The following is a 17477-nucleotide window of genomic DNA, read 5'->3' on the forward strand; positions in this document are numbered from 1 at the left end:
CGGCCTTGTCGTGATCGCAACCGGATATCGGGGCCGATGACACCGTTTCGGTTTGTGCTGGCGGCGCTTTTGATTTTTGCGGTTCCCGCCCAAGGGGCCGATCGCATAATCTATCTTACCTTCGACGATGGGCCGCTGAACGGCACAAGCAACATCCTCGATGTGCTGGAAGCCGAGCAGGTTCCTGCAACCCTATTCATGGTCGGCATGCACGCACAGGCTAGCGCCGCCAACAGAGCGCTCGTCCAGCGTGCCAGGCAGCTTCCTTTGGTGACGCTCGGCAACCACAGCTACAGCCATGCTTACAATCACTACCGGCATTTTTACGGCGACACCGAGGGTGTCGTCGCCGACATGGTACGGGCAAACGCGGTGCTCGGGTTGAAGCCCCTGCCGGGGCGCGACGTGTTCAGGCTGCCCTCCATGTCGAAGAACGACACTTCGCGTGGCCTCGCCCAGGAGGGGCGTGAAGAGCCCGATTACGAGTTTGTCGCGGCCTCAGGCTTCTATCTCTACGGCTGGGACCATGAATGGGTGCACAAGGACAACGGCGAGCCGGTGCAGAGCGTCGATCATCTGGTCAGCGAGATCGATCACCTGTTCGGCTATGGCCGCTTCGTCAAGCCCGGCAAGCTGATCCTGCTGATGCATGACGAGATGTTCCAGAACGCGTTCGACGGCAAGACGAAGCTGACAAACCTGATCACCGCTCTGAAGCTGCGCCATTACACTTTTGGGACAATCCAGGGCTACGACGACTGAGCCGGCAAAGACGGCAGGCTCTTCAGCGGATTGAGCATTGGCACACCAAGTGGCGCGAAATGACGCTCGTTGTCCGTCAGTATCGTTAAACCATGAACCTCGGCAGTGGCAGCGATCGCTATGTCTTCAAATCCAGGCCGGTGCGCCCTCGCCCGATCCAGGATTAGTCCGGCAGCATGCGCGGCGCGCAAATCGAAGGGAAGCACTCTTTCTCCATAAAGGTGCTGAACCGCTTGCCACCAGCCGCGCAGCGAGTTCGCCTTTGTTGTCGCACCCTCACGTTCGGCCTTCGCTATTCCAGCGGCAACTTCGGATGCGGTGACAACGGACAGGAACAGATGGTTGCTCGCCTGGTCGAGCCAAGTCGCCAATGCATGCCGATCCGCTTTCTTGGACGGCGCCATTGCCGAGATGATATTGGTATCCAGCAGAAACATCGACCGCGTTACAACGCGACCTTGCGAGCCGGTTTGCGGGAACGAGGCGGAATATCGCCAAGGTCACCAGGGAAGGCCGCCAACAATTGTCCAAAACTTGGCACGCGCGAAAGCCTTTCATAGTCTTCGAAAGACAGAATGACAGCCTGCTTGCGCCCGTGACGGGTGATGACGGCAGGCGTCCCGGCGACGGCTTGATCGACCACCGCTGAAAGTGTTGCCTTGGCATCCTTCAACTGAATCTCGCGCATAGCTTGCTCCAAAATGACTAGAGTGGTCATATAGCAGAGCAACTCGGATCAAACAAGGCCTGTCGATCCCCCCAAGATCATCCCACATTCGCCCGCAACACGGCCAGCACCTGCGCGAACTCCGCCAGCCGCTCGTCGGACAGTCCGACCCGCAGCCGCTTGTCAAAGGAAAGCGCAGCCTTACGCAATGTCTCGAACATCGCTTCTCCGGCCGCGGTCAGTTCGACCAGATGAACCCGGCGGTTGACGGGATCACGGCGGCGCGTCAGCAGGCCCTGCGCCTCCATCGCGTTGAGATGGTGGGTCAACGTCGCGCCTTGGATGCCGATCATGCCGGCGAGTTCACGCTGATTGGCAAGCTTGCTCGACTTGACCGACAGCAGAGTGAGCCAGACCGGCAGCGTGCCACCGGCCTCGACCAGGGCAGCGTCGAAGGCCTGGGCAACCAGCTTGGCGGTTCGTCCGAGATTCATGCCGACTGGCGGGCGTTCGAAGGGTGTCATTGCAGGACACTAGACGGTGTCATGCACGGATGGAACTGGCGCGACTTATACATTGACATCTAACCATTTGATATCTAATTACCGAGAGATGGCGGGCTAAAGAGGAAATCCGGTTATGCAATATGTCTACATCGTCGTTATCGGCCTTCATCTCATGGCCGGTGTTTTCTGGGCAGGCACGACCATCGCGGTCGGCCGTGACCCGGACATCCGGGCGGAACGGTTCTTCCGGCCGCAAATGGGCGCTGCCGGTCTGGTTTTCCTGACCGGCATACTGCTCTGGTATTTCTTTCACGAGGGCGTTTTCGGCTCGATGGAGAAGGTGCTGGCGCTGGGCATCGTGACGGCCCTGATCGCCGCCGGCGTGCAAGGCGCGCTGGTGGGCTCAGCCAGTAGGCAGCTTGCCGGTGCCGATGCGGCAACGGAAAGCCAGTTGCGCGCGAAGATGACAAGAGGCGAGCGCATCGCCGGGGGGCTGCTGGTGCTGACCGTGCTGTGCATGGCCACGGCCAGAATGTTTTGAGCGCCGCCCACGCAGCACAAGCTCACAGAATCGTACGTTGTCTGGCGACGAGCCAATGACGTGCGGGCGCGCGGCCAGACCGAAGTACACGGGCTCTCGTACGCAGGTCCGGCGGCGTGCCACAATTTTCACGATGACGAAAGTCAGATTCGCAAACCGAACCTGATGCCGTCATAGATGGCGGCGTGGATGTTGCGCGAGGCTACCGCGTCGCCGATGCGGAACAGCACGAAGCCGCCTTCTGGATTGCGCTTGGGAAAGATGTCGCCACCACTCACCAGCCGCTCGTAGTCGACCGCACCGCCATTCTTCGACAGAGGCTTCAGCGATAGGTAGAGATCATCGAGCGGCAGCGTACCGTGCTCGACCACCACCTGGTCAACCCTGCGCTCGCCGCGCCAGCCATCGGCGAAATCCGAAGCCAGCTCTGCGATCAGTTGATTGCCCTCGCGCCGCACCGAACGCAGCCGCGTGTTGATGGTGATGGTGACGCCCTTTTCCTGAAAAGCCCTGATATAGGGCACATGGTTCATGCCGCCCATTTCCGGGGCAAAGAAACGCTCCGGCGATACAAGCTCGAGTTTCGAGCCATTATTGGCGATCAGTTCGGCGGCGCCCATGCCCTGATGGCCGCCATTGTCGTCATAGAGCAGCACATTTTCGGCCGGCTTGACGCTGCCGGCCATGATGTCCCAACTCGAGGTGACAAGGTTGTCGCCGGCCGTCAGCGGCGGGTTCTGCGGCAGACCGCCGGTAGCGACCACCACCACATCGGGCGACAGCGCCAGGACATCGTCTTTTTCCGCCCAAGTGTCGTAGCGGATCTCGACGCCGAGCCGGTCGAGTTCAGCCAGCCGCCAGTCGATGATACCGATCAGCTCCTTGCGGCGCGGGTTCTGCGTCGCCAATCGCACCTGGCCGCCGGCCTGGCTCGATGCTTCAAGCACCATCACCTTGTGGCCGCGCTCGGCCGCGACCCGCGCAACCTCCAGCCCGCCGGCGCCGGCTCCGACGACCACGATTTTCTGCTTCGGTCCTTCGGTCTTGACGATGATATGCGGGATTTCGGCCTCGCGGCCGGTCGCGGCATTGTGGACGCAAAGCGCTTCGCCGCCCTCATAGATGCGGTCGAGACAATAGGTGGCGCCCACGCACGGGCGGATCTCATGCTCGCGCCCCTCCATCACCTTTTTGATGATGTGCGGATCGGCGATATGGGCGCGGGTCATGCCGACCATGTCGAGCTTGCCGGTGGCGATGGCGTGGCGTGCGGTGGCCACGTCGGATATGCGCGCCGCGTGGAAGGTCGGGAATTTCGTCGCCGCCCTCACCTCTCCGGCGAAATCAAGATGCGGCGAAGAGCGCATGCCGGTTACCGGGATGACCTTGGTCAGCGCCGCATCGCTCTCGATCGAGCCACGAATGATGTTGAGGAAATCGACCTTGCCGGAGCCCGCCAGCCGCCTGGCGATTTCGATCCCCTCCGCCTTCGACAGGCCTTTTTCGAAATCTTCGTCGGCGACCATGCGGATGCCGACGACGAATTTGTCGCCGACAGCTGCCCGCACGGCATCGAGCACCATGTTGGTGAAGCGCAGGCGATTGTCCAGCGAGCCGCCGAATTCGTCGTCGCGATGATTGGTGGCCGGCGACCAGAAGCCGTCCATCAGATGGCCGTAGGATTCGAACTCGATGCCGTCGAGGCCGGCGGCCTCGCAGCGCTGGGCGGCTGAAGCATAGTCGGCGACGATGCGCTCGATGTCCCAGTCCTCGATCGTCTTCGGGAATGCGCGATGCGCCGGCTCACGCACCGGCGAGGCCGAGAGCACCGGCAGCCAGTCGGCCTTGTTCCAGCCGGTACGGCGGCCGAGATGGGTGATCTGGATCATCACCTTGCAGTCGTGCTCGTGGCAGGCGTCGGCGAGCTCGGCCAGCCACGGCACGATCCTGTCGTCATAGACATGCAGATTGCCGAAGGCGGCCGGGCTGTCGCGCGAGACGATCGCCGAGCCGGCGGTCATGGTCAGCGCCATGCCGCCCTTGGCCTTCTCTGCATGGTAGAGCCGGTAGCGCTGTTTCGGCATGCCGTCCTCGGAATAGGCCGGCTCATGGCTGGTCGACATGACCCGGTTCTTCAGCGTCAAATGTTTGAGCTGGTAGGGCTGGAGAAGCGGATCGTTGCTGGTCATCGTCTTCCTGCGGTTTCAAATTGTGCTAATGAGCGGCAAAATTCGTTTTCAAGCATGTCGTCCCGCAAGCAACTGCGGGCGCATGCGACAAGGATTGGGCCCATGATCGACACCAAAACCCTCACCCAGCTCGGCGCGCACGTCGAGACGCCACAAAGCCCCGAAGCAGCGGTCCTGGAGACCGTACCGTTTTCGCGCGGCGACGGCCCGCCGGCGATCGTGCGCTTCACCTGCCCGGAATTCACCTCGCTGTGCCCAGTCACCGGCCAGCCGGACTTCGCCCATATCGTCATCGACTACGCACCCGATGCGGCTCTGGTGGAATCGAAGTCGCTCAAGCTGTTCATGACCTCGTTTCGCAACCATGGCGCCTTCCATGAAGACTGCACCGTCATGATCGGCCGCCGCATCGTGGCGGCAACCAAGCCGCTGTGGTTGCGCATAGGCGGCTATTGGTATCCACGCGGCGGCATTCCGATCGATGTGTTCTGGCAAACCGGCGCTCCGCCCGAAGGCGCCTGGCTGCCCGACACCGGGGTGGCGCCCTATCGCGGGCGGGGTTGAGCTCGCCCATCATTCGCACTGATATTGGCTGAGTGCCCATTCGCCGGTCACCGACAGCAGGTCCGATATCTTCCAGTCGCCGTCGACCCTCTTGAATTTCCATTCCAGCCGGTGCGGGTTGCCCGATATGACGAAGGCGACGATGACCTTGGCCTGGTCGCCGTTGATCGCCTCGAGCGTCTTCAGGCTCTTGTCGATCTCGGCCTTGTCGTAATCGGCATTGTCGAGCGCCATGTTGGGGTCGAGGCACTCGCCCTGCCCGGATTTGCGCAAGGCGTCGCTCTTGTCGAGCACGGTTTTGGCCGGATCGATGAAATGGCTTCGCTCGGCTGGATCGATCTCCAGCCCGACCTGATCGTAAAACGGCCGCACCACAGCGGTCGGCGAGCCCGGCTGGATCGGTGCGGCCGGCGCGGCTTCGGCCGGCGACCATCCAACCGGCGGCGTGACCGGTTCCGCCGCTCCGCCCGGCGTATTTGCGGGCGGTGCCCCGCTGTCGCCCGGCTGGGTGCCGGCCGGGGCGTTTGCCGGCGGCGCACCCAACAGGCCTTGCGCGGTGGCGCCGCTCAGAGCCGCCAGCAGGCACACACCCGACAGCGCCAGGAACCGGCGATGGGCCATCGCTTCACTCCGGCGCCTGGCCGGCCATGCATTCCAGCGCGCTGAGCGTCCAGTCGCTGGTCTTGGAAGCGATGTCCGATATCTTCCACTTGCCGTCGATCTTCTTGAGCGACCAGAGCATTTCACGTTTGGAATCGTCGCCTTCCGAAAACAAGCTGAAGGATGCCGTGACCTGTGCGTTATCGCCATCCAGCTTCTCAGACAGTTTCAGCGTTTTCGAGACGGTTTTCTGATCGAAATCCTGGGCGTCGAGACCAGGATCGAAATCGATGCAGGCGACCTGGTCCGGGTTCTTCTTCGTTGCCTGGTCGTTCAGCTCGAACAGTTTCGTCACCGGTTCGGTGAACCGGTCCCGATATTGTTCGTCGGCCTCGAACTTGACCGCCGGGACATAGAAGAACTTCACCGCGTCGGACGCCGGTCCGGCGACGGCGCCGGCCGGAAGGGCTATCGAAAGGGCGGCAACGAGCACTGTCAGTCTCATGCAGAATCTCCGGCTTTTGATGGCTTGAGCCTATCAATACCACGTATCCTGCATATCGGCTTTTTTGCGGCTCATGAAGTCCTGCAGCGCCTTGTTTCAGCCGTCCAGCCAGACATTCTGAAGGTCCATCTCGAATGTCTGGTGGACACCATAGTTCTTCACCTTCTTGTTCTGATGGCTGTAGAGCTTCTGCCAGAACGGCTGAATAATGACGCCCGAATCCTGCAGGATCTGCTCGACATCCTTCATGACCTCGCGTCGTTTCTCCACGTCGATGAGCGATAGCGCCTGCTTGAGCTTGGCGTCGAAATCGGGGTTGGAATATGCCGATTCATTCCAGGCCTCGCCGGTGCGATAGCCGAGCGCCAGCACCTGGACGCCAAGCGGGCGCATGTACCAGATCGTCATCGAATAGGGATATTTCGTCCAGTCGTTCCAGAAGGTCGAACCCGGCAGCACCGTGCGCTTCACCTTAATCCCGGCATCGCGCAGCTGGCCGGCAATGGCGTCGCCGGTATTCTTCTGCCAATCGTCCTCGATGGTGATCAGCTCATGCTCGAAGTCAGCCTGTCCGGCTTCCGCCATCAGCTTCTTGGCGCCGGCGGCGTCGCGTGTCTTCTTGGGCAGCGGATAGTATTCCGGATGGATCGGGGCAACGTGGTGGTTTTCACCAGGGGTGCCTCGCCCGGCGTAACCAAGTTGGAGGACCGCATTGTTGTCGACGGCCATTTGCAGGGCGTTGCGCACCCGCTTGTCGTCATAGGGCTTGTGGGTAATGTTGGTGCGCGCAACCAGCGTCGTCGCCGTCGCCACCTCCGATTTCACCAGATCCATCTTGTCGAGAATGTCGATGAAGTCGGCGGGCGACTCGAAATTGAGGTCGATCTCACCCGATTCGAACGCGTTAACGGTGGCGTTGAAATCGGTGCCGTAGTCGATGAACTCGACGCTGTCGAGCGGCGCTTCACCACCCCACCATTTGCCATTCTCACGACGCTTGACGACCGCCTTCTGGCCGACATCGTAGGAGACCAGTTCGAACGGTCCCGTGCCGATCGGCTTCTTGATCGGATCGGCACCATCGGCATCGAAGCTGCGATGGACGACGAGCGCCGGATAGTCGGTGAAATTCGGGATCAGTGAAATGTCTGGTTCGCTTAGCTTCAGCTTGACCGTGTTGTCGTCGACCTTGGTGATCGCACCATCCCTGGCCTTGCCGGTCTTTGTGTCGATCAGCGCGCCGACACGGGCGGCCATGGAATTGCCGGCGACATTCTTCTCGCACCAGCGCGTCAGATTGTGAGCGACGTCATCGGCGTTGAAGGCATCGCCGTTGTTCCATGTGATGCCCTTGCGCACATGCAGCACATATTCGGTGGCGTCGTCATTGATATCCCAGCTTTCGAGCAGGACCGGCTCGAAGGTGAACTGCCTGGTGTAGCGGACAAGCGGCTCCAGCCAGCAGCGCGAAATGTTCGCCAGCTCAACCCAGTCGTAGGTGCGCGGATCCTTCTGCCCCTTCACCGACATCGAGACGCGCAGCGTTCCGCCTTTCTTCGGCTCTTCGGCCAAGGCCCGATCCGGCACGGCAAGACCGATCATGCCATAGGCAAGCGCCGTCGATGCGCCGAAGGCGCTTGCCAGCGCCAGGAACTCGCGCCGGTCGACACGACCCGCGCGTGCTTCGACCGCCATTGCCTCGATAGCGCTCGGCACGCGATCGCCACTGCTTCTGAAGAATGCCATTTTTTCCTCCCGTCTGGTTCCCTTGATCTTGGTTCTTCGCGTCAACTGACGCTGTCCGGCAGCCTCTCCTCGCGCCGCGCGATGAAATCCATCAGGCCATCGGCGATGCCTTCATCGAGCTTCGGCTCCTCGTAATCCGCCAGCATGTTGCGCGCCTTCTCGCGGCCGCGCGTGTCGTGGTCCTTCGCCCCTTCCGCCTTCCACTGTTCGAACGAATTGAAGTCCATGATCGAGGGCATGAAGAAGGCGGATTCGAAATGTTCGAGCGTATGCTGGGTGCCGAGGAAATGGCCCTGCGGTCCCACCTCGCGGATGGCCGCCATGGCTTCCTTGAAATCGTCGAACGGCAGACCGCCGGCATATTTGTACCAGCCGATGAGCTGTTCGCAGTCGGTGGCGAATTTCGAATAGCCGCAGGTCAGGCCGGCCTCGAGCCATCCCGCGGAGTGCCAGATGTAGTTGGCGCCGGCGAGGATGGCGGCATGCATCAGCATGTTCGCCTCGTAACCCGCCTGGGCGTCGTTGAGCTTCGACCCGACATGAAAGCCGGACGTGCGCCACGGCAGCCGGTATTTCCGCGCCAAGGCTCCCATCAGATACATCATCTGCGCCGCCTCGGGCGTGCCGCCCATCGGAGCGCCGGTCTTCATGTCCACCGTGACCATGAACTGCCCGTAGATCTGCGGCGACCCTGGGCGCAGCAGTTGCGTGAAGGCGACGCCCGCCAGCGCTTCCGCATTGACCTGCGCAACCGCGCCCACGGCGGACGCCGAAGTCGAGGCGCCGCACAGTGCGAAGGGTGCGAGGATCAGCGGCTGGTTGCTTCGGGCATAGACCTTCATCGCGTCCAGCATGGTGGCGTCCCACACCAGCGGCGAATTGCAGTTGGTGATGGACACCAGGACCGGATTGTCGCGGACGTAATCCTCGCCGAACACGATGCCCGCCATCGCCATCGTGTCTTCCGCCCGTTCCTTGGACGTGACGATGCCCATGAACGGCTTGTCGGAATGCTTAAGCGCGGAATGGATGATGTGGAGGTGACGCTTCGGTACCGCGATTTCCATCGGCTCGCAAATGACCGAACTCGATGAATGCAGCGCCGGCGCCATGTAGGCGAGCTTGTGGAAATTGTTGAGGTCGGCCAGCGTGCCGTAGCGCCTGTTGTTGTCGAGGTCACGCACATAGGGCGCGCCATACATCGGCACGAAGATGGTATTGTTGCCGCCCACCCGCACCGTACGCTGCGGATTCCTCGCATTGAGCGTGAACTCCGACGGGACCTTCGATACCAGTTCCATCAGCAGGGCCCGGTCGATCCGCACACGAGTTTCCGAGACATCCGCGCCCGCCGCCTTCCACAGCGCGATAGCCTCGTCGTCGCGGAATTCGCATCCCACCTCTTCGAGGATCAAGAGCGACTCCTCGTGGATCAGCTCGACCGCCTCATCGGGGACCATCTGGTAGACGGGGATCTGGCGGACCAGGGTCGGGAACGACGTTACAGGGGCTCCGCGCAGCGCCTTGCGCCCCAGGCGGCCGCCACTGCGGCGGTTGGCATGTTCGGTCACTTCAGGGGCCGGTGCGTTCATGGCAACTCCATTCCACTCATGAAGGAGCCTAGCGCGACGAAATGGTGATGTGACGCTGGAAAATCCTGATCTCTTGTATAAGCTCAGCTTATGCGAAGCCTGCGCCACCTCCTGCCTTCGGCCGGCAGCCTGATCGTCTTCGAGGCGGCCGGGCGGCTGTCGAGCTTCACCGCCGCCGGCCGCGAGCTCGGCATGACGCAGGCCGCCGTCTCCTATGCCGTGCGCGGGCTGGAAGAACAGCTGGGCGCCAAGCTGTTCCAGCGCCGCCACCGCCAGGTTCTCCTGACCGAGGCCGGCGAGCGCTTCCATGCCGACGTCTCGTTGGGGCTTTCGCACATCCGCAAATCGGCGGAGGATCTGCGCCTGCAGGCAACCGGCGGTCATGTCACGCTGGCCGCCTCGACCGCCTTCGGTTCGTTCTGGATGATGCCGCGCCTGCAGCAGTTCCGCGACGAACTGCCGGGCATCGACCTGCGTATCCAGACCGCCGACCGCGACCTCGACATCATCGCCGAAGGCATTCCGCTCGGCGTGCGCGGCGGCGCGCCGCGGGACTGGCCGGACTATCACTCGTTGCCGCTGGCTGACGAGGAGATATTTCCCGTCGCCGGCACCAGCTATGCGGCAAAGTTCGGCCTGCCCAAATCCGCTGCCGAACTGGCCACGCACCGCCTCATTCATCTGGAGGAGCCGTATCGCGAGGCGGCCAGCTGGGACGAATGGTTCCAGTCGGCGGGCGCCAATCTCAGCGATACCGCGCGCGGCCTGCGCATCAACGATTACGGCCTGGTGATCCAGGGCGTCATGGAAGGCCAAGGCATCGCGCTCGGCTGGCGGCACCTCGCCGAGCGGTTGCTGGCGTCGGGCTTGCTGGTGCCGGTGACGGATCATGTGCTGAAGACCGGCAAGGCGTTCTATGTCGTCTGGCCGAAGAACCGGGAACTCAGCGACAACGCCCGCAAGGTGCGCGACTGGCTGGCCGCTCAGGCATGAGGGGCAGTGCCTCCCAGTCCCTTGGAAGTCGGCGGGACAGCACCCCCCTCTGTCCTGCCGGAGATCTCCCCCGCAAGTGGGGAGATTGGCAGTTCCAGCCTCGCCACCCTTCCTGCAGCGCTGCAGATTGGCGAAAGCCGTGGCGACATCCGATCTCCCTCCTTGCGGGGGAGATGGCCGGCAGGCCAGAGGGGGGTGCTGTCCCGCCAGCATCATCGCTATTCCGCCGACATCGAATGCTTCCTCATCGGCGTCGAATCCGCCTATAGTGGCGCCATGCCCATCCGCCAGCTTTCCGAAACGATGATCAACCAGATCGCCGCCGGCGAAGTCATCGAACGTCCGGCGAGCGTGGTCAAGGAACTGGTCGAGAATGCGCTCGATGCCAGTGCTTCACGCGTCGAGATCGTCACAGCCGGCGGCGGGCTGAACCTGATCCGCGTCACCGATGACGGCTCCGGCATTCCCGAACGGGAGCTGGCGCTGGCAATCGCACGTCACTGCACCTCCAAGCTGACCGAGGATATCAACGACATCCGCTCGCTGGGCTTCCGCGGCGAAGCGCTGCCGTCGATCGGCTCGGTGTCGCGACTGTCGATCCGCTCGCGCACGGCAGCAAGTGACAGCGCCGCCGAGATCGGCATCGAGGGTGGCCGCGTCCTGCCTGTCAGGCCGGCGGCGGCCAATCGCGGCACCACGGTCGAGGTGCGCGACCTGTTCTTCGCAACGCCGGCCCGATTAAAGTTCATGAAGGGCGAGCGCGCCGAAAGCTCGGCCACCAGCGATGTGGTCAAGCGCATCGCCATCGCCTTCCCCGCCGTGCGCTTCACGCTGGCCGGCTCGGACCGCTCGACGCTGGAATTGCCGGCGGCGGATGACAACGCCGCAGGCAGCCTGCGCCGTGTCGCTCAGGTGATGGGTGCCGACTTTCCGGACAATTCCATTGCCCTCGACGCGATGCGCGAAGGCGTGCATCTGACCGGCCACGTGTCGATCCCGTCCTTCACCCGCGCCAACGCGCTGCAGCAATATGCCTATGTGAACGGCCGTCCGGTGCGCGACAAACTGATCGCCGGCGCCATACGCGGTGCCTATGCCGACGTCTTGCCGCGCGACCGCCATGCGGTGACGGTGCTGTTCCTGACGCTCGACCCGGCCATCGTCGACGTCAATGTCCATCCGGCCAAGGCCGATGTGCGCTTCCGCGATCCCGGCCTTGTGCGCGGACTGATCGTCGGGGCAATCCGACAGGCACTGGCCGATGCCGGCGTCCGCGCCGCCACCACGGGGGCCGCCGGCATGATGGCGGCGTTCCGGCCAGGGGCCGCATCCTACGGCCACAGCGGACCGGCAAACGGCCACCGCAGCTACGACGCGGCCTACCGCGCGTCGGGTCCGTCCGGCTTCGATCCTGTCCGGTCGTCGCAGCGGCCGCTCGATATGGGTTTCGAGGGTGCGGGCTTCGAGCAGCGCGGCTTGCGTGAAAACGAGCAAGCGGCTTTCGATGCCGGTTCGCTTGCCAGCGCCGATGCACGCGCAGGGCAGGATGAAGCGGCCGAGACCCTGCTCGGCGCGGTGCTGGGCGCGGCGCGCGCCCAGGTGCATGAGAACTACATCGTCGCCCAGACCAGGGATTCGCTCATCATCGTCGACCAGCATGCGGCGCATGAACGGCTGGTCTACGAGGCGCTGAAGAATGCGCTGCACTCGCGCCCGGTGCCCTCGCAGATGCTGCTTCTGCCCGAGATCATCGACCTGCCGGAGGAGGATGCCGAGCGGCTTGCGCTGCATTCGGAAACGCTGGCCCGCTTCGGTCTCGGCATCGAGCGCTTCGGCCCCGGCGCCGTCGCCGTGCGCGAGACGCCGTCGATGCTGGGCGAGACCAATGTCGGGCAATTGGTGCGCGACCTCGCCGACGAGATCGCCGACAACGACACGGTCGACACGCTGAAGGAGCGGCTGGACAAAATAGCCGCGACCATGGCCTGCCACGGCTCTGTGCGCTCCGGCCGCCTGCTCAAGGCCGAGGAGATGAATGCCCTGCTGCGGCAGATGGAGGCGACGCCCGGCTCGGGCACCTGCAACCACGGCCGGCCAACCTATATCGAACTCAAGCTGGCGGATATCGAGCGGCTTTTCGGGCGGCGATAGCTGCGGACGGATTGCGGGCCATCGCTTCGCCGCTCGATGCCGGCACGTCAAGAAGGTCCCAGGCCGGCCGACAATGCCGTCACCCGCGATTTTCGCCTGGCGGCCTGAGCAGCGCGATCGCAGCCGCCGCCAGCAGGAGGATCGCACCGGCGATTTCAGCCCAGCCGACCGCCTCGCCGAAAAGCCAGGCTCCTGCCGCCAAAGCGACGATCGGCGAAACGAAGGCGTAGAGCCCGGCACGGACGGTGCCCCAATCACGCATCAGCACGAGATAGAGCGTATAGGCGACGATCGTGCCAAACAGCGACAGGAACAGCAGACTGCCGATGGCGGCCGGCGTGTGCAGCGCCTCGAGCGTCTCACCCGAGATCGGCTCCAGCACGAGCGACAGCGCAAGCAGTGCAACACCGCCGATCGCAGCCTGGACCATTGTCAGCGCCAGTGGTTTGACCGCGCCCACCAGCGGGCGCGAAACCACGCTGCCGAAGCAATAACAGGCGGTCGCAACGACGATCGCAGCGAGCCCGATGCCGCTCGAACTGCTTCCCGCGCCAAGCCGCGCCCAGAACAGCCCAACCAGCCCGATGCTGCCGATAGCGAGCGCGGAAGCGTGGCGCCAGGTCGGTCGCTCCTCGCCGGTGAATGCGGCAATCGCGAACAGCAGGATCGGGATCAGCGCCAGGTTGACCAGCCCCGACAATCCCGAGGGCACGTGCTGCATTCCCCAGAAAAGCAGACCGTAGGTGCCGGTATTGACCAGCAATGCCGAGACCACCGTTCGCCCCGTTCGCCCGTGGGCGAATGCCGCGCCGGCTCCACGCACCGCTGTTGCCAGAAGCGCGGCGGTCAGCAAATAGCGCGCCGCCGCCAGCAGTAGCGGAGGCACGTCATTGAGACCGAGCTTGATCGCCGCCCAGGTCAGCCCCCAGATCAGCGACATCACCGCGAAGAAGGCGAGATTGCGAACCACCAGATTCGCCGCTCAGCGCAGTCCCTGACGATCGACAAGTATCCGGTGGATGTCGATCCGCTCCGGCAGCTCGATCAGGAACTCGGCATCGCGGTCCAGATGATGGACTTTGGTCGGTTCGCCTCTGGTAAAGGCCGTCATCGCTTGCATGTCGGCCCAATACGAGATGGTTGTGAACCACGTCTCGGCATCGCGGTCTTCGCGCAGCAATTGGACGCCAAGCGCCGTCTTCTCGAGGGGCGGAATACCCTCGGCACGCAGGTATGGCTCATAGGCGTCGGCGACGTCGCGGCGGGTGCGACCGCGCCAGATGCGCGCGATGGTCGGTTTGGTCGGCATGAGGTTCTCCTTCAGACAGGGGACAGCAACTGAGCGCAGCAAGCGACGCCGGGTGGGATCAGGCGTGAACACGAGCCAGGAACTCGCGGACCAGCGGCATCGCGTCGTCGAAATGTGTCTCGAGCAGCCAGTGACCCGCCCCTTCGATCAGATGCAGTTCCGCATCGGGCAGATCGCGATGATAGGCCCGTGCCGACGCCGCGGGCATATAGCCGTCCTCTGGCCCCCAAAGGATCAGCGTGGGCGGGTGGTATTCACGCAAATAAGCCTGGTAGCGCGGAAACCAGGTCAGATTGGCTTCCAGCTTCTCCATCAGACCGACGGCGATCTGCTGGCGAACCGGCGTGTTCATCAATGGCCAGTGAAGGCTCCAGAGATCGGGCGGCACGCGCGTGGCAACGTCGTCAGCCACTTCCCCGATGAACTCGGCCCGGAACCCATCCTCGCTCACGGCGGCCTCGAGCGGACGGTGCCTGTCGGGCGTCTTGTCGGTCCACCAAGCCTTGATCGTGGCGTATTTGGGGCCAAGCACGTCCTCGTAGATGTCGCCGTTCTGGATGATCAGGGCGCTGATCCGCTCCGGATGCGAGATCGCATGCCGGAGTCCTATCTGCGAGCCATAATCATGCAGCCACAAGGCGTAGCGTTCGAGACCGAATTCACCGGCAAGTTTGGAAAGCACGTCGGAATAGGCGTCGAAATCATAGCCAAAGGCGGCCGGATCTGGTGTGCCACTGTATCCGAAGCCCGGCCAGTCGAATGCAATCGTTCGCCAGCGGTCGGCGAGCGCCGGCATCAGTCGGCGGAATTGGAACGAAGAGCAGGGATAGCCGTGCGGCAACAGCAAGACAGGTGCTTCTGGCGGCCCTGCCTCGCGATAAAAAATGGATAGATCATCCAGTTGCATGCGTCGGTGCGTCGTTGCACCCGGCATTCGGACCTCCGTCGAATAAACACCGGCTAAACGCCTTTGACCGAGGGATCGTTCCGAATGAGGGAAACGGCAATATGGATCAGGCCGGATCTCCGGATGACCAGCAAGGCAGGCAAAGGCGCAACTCCCGCCCGGGGAATGGCTCCGACTTACCAAATCATCTCTTCAAATTCACCACGATGACACCGCCCAGCGCCAGCGCGCCGCCGATTATGCCGAGCAGCGTCGGGACTTCGCCCAGCCAGAAGAAGCCGATCAGCGCGGACATCGGCGAGACCAGATAGAGGAAGTTGGAGGCACGTGCGGCGGGCAGACGCGACAGCGCGGTCGCCCAGGCGGCATAGGCGATCAGGCTGGGCACGATGCCAAGAAAGATGACGGCGCCGAGGCCTGCCGTGTCGGCAACCGCCGCCTGCGAAAAGGCCGACGGCAGGAAGGGCGCCAAGCATAGTGCGCCGAGCACCATGTTCGAAGCCGAAATGGTCAACGGATGATGGCGGGCAAACAGCGGCTTCTGGACGATAGTGTTGACGGCCGAGCACAAGGCCGAACCAAGCACCAGAAGAGCACCGGTGTTGAAAGACAGGCCATGCCCGTCGGCCATGGCGATGACGCCAATGCCGGCGAAGGAAATCACCGTGCCGGCCCAGGCCATGCCCGAAAAGCGCTCGCCCAGCAGGACCATCGCCATGATGGCGGTGAAGATCGGGCTGACATTGATGATGAAGCCGGCGGCACCGGCCGAGACGGTCAGTTCGCCGAAATTGAGCATGACGGTATAGAGCCCGACGAAGATGGCGCCGCCAAAGACAAGGCGCCACACTTCGTCGAGCCTGGGCAGCACCGGGCGCTTGACGGCCAGGAAGATCGCCGCCGGCACCGCGGCGATGGCAAAGCGCAATGCACCCAATTCCAGCGGTCCGAAGGCGGCGAGACCGGCTCGGATGGCGGGAAAGGCAGAAGCCCAGCCGACCACCGTCAGCGCGACAGCAATGGCTGCCGTGGTGTCCATCCGCTGTGTCGAATTCAACGTTCCCGTCATCGCGCTCATCTCACTGCCCTCGCATTCTTCGGTCCTGAGAGGCAGAAAACGCCATTTCAGGCCAGTTGACAAACGACCAAATCGAGGATCACCTGTGACTATGGATCACAGCTCGGACACAATGGTGCCGCTCGAGACGCTGCGCGCCTTCGATGCGGCGGCGCGGACAGGCAGCTTTTCGGCGGCCGCCGAAAAGCTCAACATCACCCATGGCGCCGTCAGCCGGCAGATCGCCAAGCTCGAGGACTGGCTGGGATTGAAAGTCTTCGACCGTGGTGCGCGCGGCGTCTCGCTGACGATCGAGGGGAACCGGCTGCATCTGCGCACGGCGGAAGCCTTTGCGCTGATATCGACCCATTCCGACCGCTGGGTCGAGCCGCGTGGCACCGCCGTGGTGCGACTGACCTCGATCCCCTCGGTCAGCGGACTGTGGCTGATGCCGCGCATGGCGGCTCTGGAGAACAATCCCTCGAAGCTGCGCATCGTGCTCGATGTCGACATCCGCCAGGCCGACCTTGCCGATGAGGGTATCGATCTCTCCATCCGCTGTGGACGCGGCGGCATTCCGGGCCGCGTCTCGGTGCAGCTTTTCGAGGAACATGTCTTCCCCGTCGCGTCACCCGGGCTTGCCCGCGAGATCGGCCGCGGCGACCCGGCCCGGCTGCTCAAATATCCGCTGATCAACGATTCCGACGCGTCTGCCTGGCGCGCCTGGTTTGCCGCGCAAGGCATGGATTATCGCCCGCGCCCGCAGGACCGCCGCTTCGAGGACTACAATCTGGTGCTCGACGCCGCCGCCTATGGGCTGGGCATCGCGCTGGCACGCCCACCCCTGACCGGGCATCAATTGCAATCGGGCCGCATCACTCCCGTCGATGAGCGCACCGCGCTCAATCCGGTGTCCTACTGGCTTGACCGGCCGATCGGGCGGCCGCGTGCCGCAGCCGCCGACCTCGCCCGCCGCATCGCGGCAGAGGCCGGGCTGGCTCCGGACAAGATCGAGGCGTTTATCGAAGCCGAGCGATAGGCCTCTCGGACATATATCGAGAACCGGCCGATTCGAAGCTCAGCGAAGCAACAACAGAACGAACCCGAGGATCACGGCTCCCAGAAAACCGGCCATTATCGAAACAAAGCCAATTTTCACCAGCAACTGCTCAGGGTTCGGCACCGCACCATGGGATTGATTGGCCGGCCTGTGCCTGCCCGCCAATGTACCCAGGGCGGCAGCGTTGCGCGGGACTGGAGCCTGCGGCGGGATAAGCGACAGCAATGACAGCCCCGCAAGCTTTGAACTGACCCCTTAAAGTTGGACAGTTTAAGGTGGCGGCAGATTTAAGGGCTGGGTTCTGTATTGCACAGGGCTCAGCCCTTTC

The 17477-nt window shown here is 63.2% G+C and carries 19 protein-coding genes; 6 read left to right on the plus strand and 13 right to left on the minus strand.

Annotated elements, in window-relative coordinates:
- Positions 1–36: 36 nt before the first annotated feature.
- Positions 37–762, plus strand: a complete 726-nt coding sequence (locus NKJ04_RS28180; protein WP_352678565.1) for a polysaccharide deacetylase family protein — start codon at positions 37–39, stop codon at positions 760–762.
- Here NKJ04_RS28180 and NKJ04_RS28185 read toward each other — a convergent pair.
- The 3 genes from NKJ04_RS28185 to NKJ04_RS28195 all read right to left on the minus strand — a co-directional run bounded on the left by NKJ04_RS28185 (position 750) and on the right by NKJ04_RS28195 (position 1953).
- Positions 750–1199, minus strand: a complete 450-nt coding sequence (locus tag NKJ04_RS28185; protein ID WP_023813577.1) for a type II toxin-antitoxin system VapC family toxin — start codon at positions 1197–1199, stop codon at positions 750–752. The genes NKJ04_RS28180 and NKJ04_RS28185 overlap by 13 nt on opposite strands.
- Before the next feature lie 8 nt (positions 1200–1207).
- Positions 1208–1450 (minus strand): type II toxin-antitoxin system Phd/YefM family antitoxin, encoded by a 243-nt coding sequence (locus tag NKJ04_RS28190; RefSeq protein WP_023813576.1) that lies wholly within the window; start codon positions 1448–1450, stop codon positions 1208–1210.
- Between the two features lie 77 nt (positions 1451–1527).
- Entirely contained in the window at positions 1528–1953 is a 426-nt protein-coding gene (locus NKJ04_RS28195; RefSeq protein WP_128305073.1) for a MarR family winged helix-turn-helix transcriptional regulator, read from the minus strand.
- A 115-nt stretch (positions 1954–2068) separates the two neighbouring features.
- Between NKJ04_RS28195 and NKJ04_RS28200 the strand changes: the two genes are divergently transcribed.
- On the plus strand, positions 2069–2476 hold the full coding sequence (locus NKJ04_RS28200; protein WP_352678570.1) for a hypothetical protein: 408 nt from the start codon (positions 2069–2071) through the stop codon (positions 2474–2476).
- Between the two features lie 143 nt (positions 2477–2619).
- On the opposite strand, the gene NKJ04_RS28205 is transcribed toward NKJ04_RS28200, so the two are convergent.
- The gene (locus NKJ04_RS28205) at positions 2620–4665 is read right to left on the minus strand and encodes an oxidoreductase (protein WP_352678573.1); all 2046 of its coding nucleotides are present in this window, start codon (positions 4663–4665) and stop codon (positions 2620–2622) included.
- Between the two features lie 102 nt (positions 4666–4767).
- On the opposite strand from NKJ04_RS28205, the gene queF reads away from it, so the two are divergent.
- A complete protein-coding gene (gene queF / locus NKJ04_RS28210) occupies positions 4768–5229 on the plus strand; it encodes a preQ(1) synthase (RefSeq protein ID WP_010915503.1) in 462 nt (153 codons plus the stop codon).
- A 9-nt stretch (positions 5230–5238) separates the two neighbouring features.
- On the opposite strand, the gene NKJ04_RS28215 is transcribed toward queF, so the two are convergent.
- The 4 genes from NKJ04_RS28215 to NKJ04_RS28230 form a co-directional block, all read right to left on the minus strand.
- On the minus strand, positions 5239–5850 hold the full coding sequence (locus tag NKJ04_RS28215) for a hypothetical protein (protein WP_352678576.1): 612 nt from the start codon (positions 5848–5850) through the stop codon (positions 5239–5241).
- 4 nt (positions 5851–5854) lie between these two features.
- Positions 5855–6334: a DUF3828 domain-containing protein gene (locus tag NKJ04_RS28220; protein ID WP_352553937.1), complete on the minus strand. Its 480-nt coding sequence runs from the start codon at positions 6332–6334 to the stop codon at positions 5855–5857.
- A gap of 96 nt (positions 6335–6430) precedes the next feature.
- Positions 6431–8080 carry an ABC transporter substrate-binding protein gene (locus tag NKJ04_RS28225; RefSeq protein ID WP_023813570.1) on the minus strand — a complete coding sequence of 550 codons (1650 nt, stop codon included), beginning with the start codon at positions 8078–8080 and terminating at the stop codon, positions 6431–6433.
- A 41-nt stretch (positions 8081–8121) separates the two neighbouring features.
- Positions 8122–9672, minus strand: a complete 1551-nt coding sequence (locus tag NKJ04_RS28230; RefSeq protein WP_013532332.1) for a trimethylamine methyltransferase family protein — start codon at positions 9670–9672, stop codon at positions 8122–8124.
- Positions 9673–9762: 90 nt separating this feature from the next.
- Between NKJ04_RS28230 and NKJ04_RS28235 the strand changes: the two genes are divergently transcribed.
- Together NKJ04_RS28235 and mutL are read left to right on the plus strand one after the other, a co-directional pair.
- The gene (locus NKJ04_RS28235; RefSeq protein ID WP_127288978.1) at positions 9763–10665 is read left to right on the plus strand and encodes a LysR substrate-binding domain-containing protein; all 903 of its coding nucleotides are present in this window, start codon (positions 9763–9765) and stop codon (positions 10663–10665) included.
- Between the two features lie 276 nt (positions 10666–10941).
- A complete protein-coding gene (gene mutL, locus NKJ04_RS28240) occupies positions 10942–12816 on the plus strand; it encodes a DNA mismatch repair endonuclease MutL (protein ID WP_352678603.1) in 1875 nt (624 codons plus the stop codon).
- Between the two features lie 79 nt (positions 12817–12895).
- Here mutL and NKJ04_RS28245 read toward each other — a convergent pair whose 3' ends face one another.
- From NKJ04_RS28245 to NKJ04_RS28260, 4 genes are all read right to left on the minus strand, one after another.
- The gene (locus tag NKJ04_RS28245; protein WP_352678581.1) at positions 12896–13786 is read right to left on the minus strand and encodes a DMT family transporter; all 891 of its coding nucleotides are present in this window, start codon (positions 13784–13786) and stop codon (positions 12896–12898) included.
- Between the two features lie 12 nt (positions 13787–13798).
- On the minus strand, positions 13799–14125 hold the full coding sequence (locus tag NKJ04_RS28250) for an antibiotic biosynthesis monooxygenase family protein (protein ID WP_023813566.1): 327 nt from the start codon (positions 14123–14125) through the stop codon (positions 13799–13801).
- Positions 14126–14183: 58 nt separating this feature from the next.
- Positions 14184–15059, minus strand: coding sequence for an alpha/beta fold hydrolase (locus NKJ04_RS28255; protein ID WP_023813565.1), 876 nt, complete (start codon positions 15057–15059; stop codon positions 14184–14186).
- Positions 15060–15216: 157 nt separating this feature from the next.
- The gene (locus tag NKJ04_RS28260) at positions 15217–16110 is read right to left on the minus strand and encodes a DMT family transporter (RefSeq protein ID WP_352678585.1); all 894 of its coding nucleotides are present in this window, start codon (positions 16108–16110) and stop codon (positions 15217–15219) included.
- A 91-nt stretch (positions 16111–16201) separates the two neighbouring features.
- Here NKJ04_RS28260 and NKJ04_RS28265 point away from each other — a divergent pair, with 91 nt between their 5' ends.
- Positions 16202–17128 (plus strand): LysR family transcriptional regulator, encoded by a 927-nt coding sequence (locus NKJ04_RS28265; RefSeq protein ID WP_128305062.1) that lies wholly within the window; start codon positions 16202–16204, stop codon positions 17126–17128.
- Between the two features lie 39 nt (positions 17129–17167).
- Here the strand turns inward: NKJ04_RS28265 and NKJ04_RS28270 are convergent, their stop codons facing one another.
- Entirely contained in the window at positions 17168–17374 is a 207-nt protein-coding gene (locus tag NKJ04_RS28270; RefSeq protein ID WP_352678588.1) for a hypothetical protein, read from the minus strand.
- Positions 17375–17477 lie beyond the last annotated feature (103 nt).

Origin of the sequence: Mesorhizobium sp. M0618, assembly GCF_040320765.1 — a bacterium.
In the GTDB taxonomy this organism is placed as follows: Bacteria; Pseudomonadota; Alphaproteobacteria; order Rhizobiales; family Rhizobiaceae; genus Mesorhizobium.